This window comes from Gluconobacter sp. DsW_058, assembly GCF_002153615.1.
In the GTDB taxonomy this organism is placed as follows: domain Bacteria; phylum Pseudomonadota; class Alphaproteobacteria; order Acetobacterales; family Acetobacteraceae; genus Gluconobacter; species Gluconobacter cerinus.
Genome location: NZ_JOPH01000015.1, coordinates 1 through 1,065 on the forward strand (window position 1 = coordinate 1; position 1,065 = coordinate 1,065).

A 1,065-nucleotide genomic window follows, 5' to 3' on the forward strand; every position below is an offset into this window, starting at 1 on the left:
CAAGTTCGTGCCGGCCCGGATGCTCGTAAACGGTCGTTCGATCTTCTATGACACCTCGATCACGTCTTACGACTACTATCACATCGAAACCGCTGATCACTCCGTCATCATGGCTGATGGTATGTTGACGGAGAGTTATCTCGATACCGGAAACCGTCGCGCTTTCCGTCAAAATAACGCTGTCGTCTCCATCCCTCTCAGCCGTGATCTCTCCTGGGATGATGCCGCGGCTCCTCTCACCGTGTCGCGTGAAGCCGTCGAGCCGATTTACCGTCAGATTGAAGGTCGTGCCAAGGAGCAGAACTGCCCGGTACAAACCGCCCCCCAGCCTCTGACCTATGACAGCGACTTGCACCTTGTGACTGATACAGGTGCGGTACTCCACCAGATCCGGGAACACAATGGTCGGGTGATGTTCATGATTCCTGCCGGTGTTAAAAGCGTCCGGATTGTTTCCAATGCCAGCCGTCCCTGTGACGTTGTGGGGCCTTTTGTCGATGATCGTCGCACACTTGGCGTGCTGGTGGGAGACGTGAAGCTCTACGAAGGCAACGCGACGACGACCCTGACTGCGTATCTTCATCAGGCGGATCTGTCGGGTTGGAACAATGTTGAAGACAGTACGATGCGCTGGACGGATGGATCCGCCCATCTGGATCTGGGTCGACGTCCGCTCGGTAGTATTGCCCTTATGGCACTCCAGATTCATGCCGGAGGTCCATATCTCTTGGCTGACACAGCCTTTGAGAAGAGCGCGCTCCACGCCTGACCGGCGTCAGGCCCTGGCGATGTGAAAATCGCCAGGGTACGGTTGTGACAATTAAAAGTTGGGTGATTGGGAATTAAAGGCTTCCGGATACTGGTCAGCCTTTAATTCCTGAGGAGATTCCGCTCATGATGCAGCCATGAGCCTTCTTTATCTCGGTATTGCCATTGTCGCGGAAATCATCGCAACTTCGCTTCTCAAGGCATCCGAGGGCTTCACGCATCTTATTCCGACAGCTGTTCTCGGTCTTGGCTATCTCGTCGCTTTTTACTGTCTTTCGATGGCCCTCAGAGACATTC

At 54.4% G+C, this 1,065-nt stretch carries 2 protein-coding genes; both read left to right on the forward strand.

The window, feature by feature from the left end; all coding sequences use genetic code 11:
- The coding region (locus tag HK24_RS05570) for a Hint domain-containing protein (protein ID WP_198942067.1) at positions 1–769 on the forward strand (769 nt) is incomplete at its 5' end.
- A gap of 136 nt (positions 770–905) precedes the next feature.
- Positions 906–1,065: multidrug efflux SMR transporter (locus HK24_RS05575; RefSeq protein ID WP_233126127.1), on the forward strand; the 160-nt coding region annotated here is incomplete at its 3' end.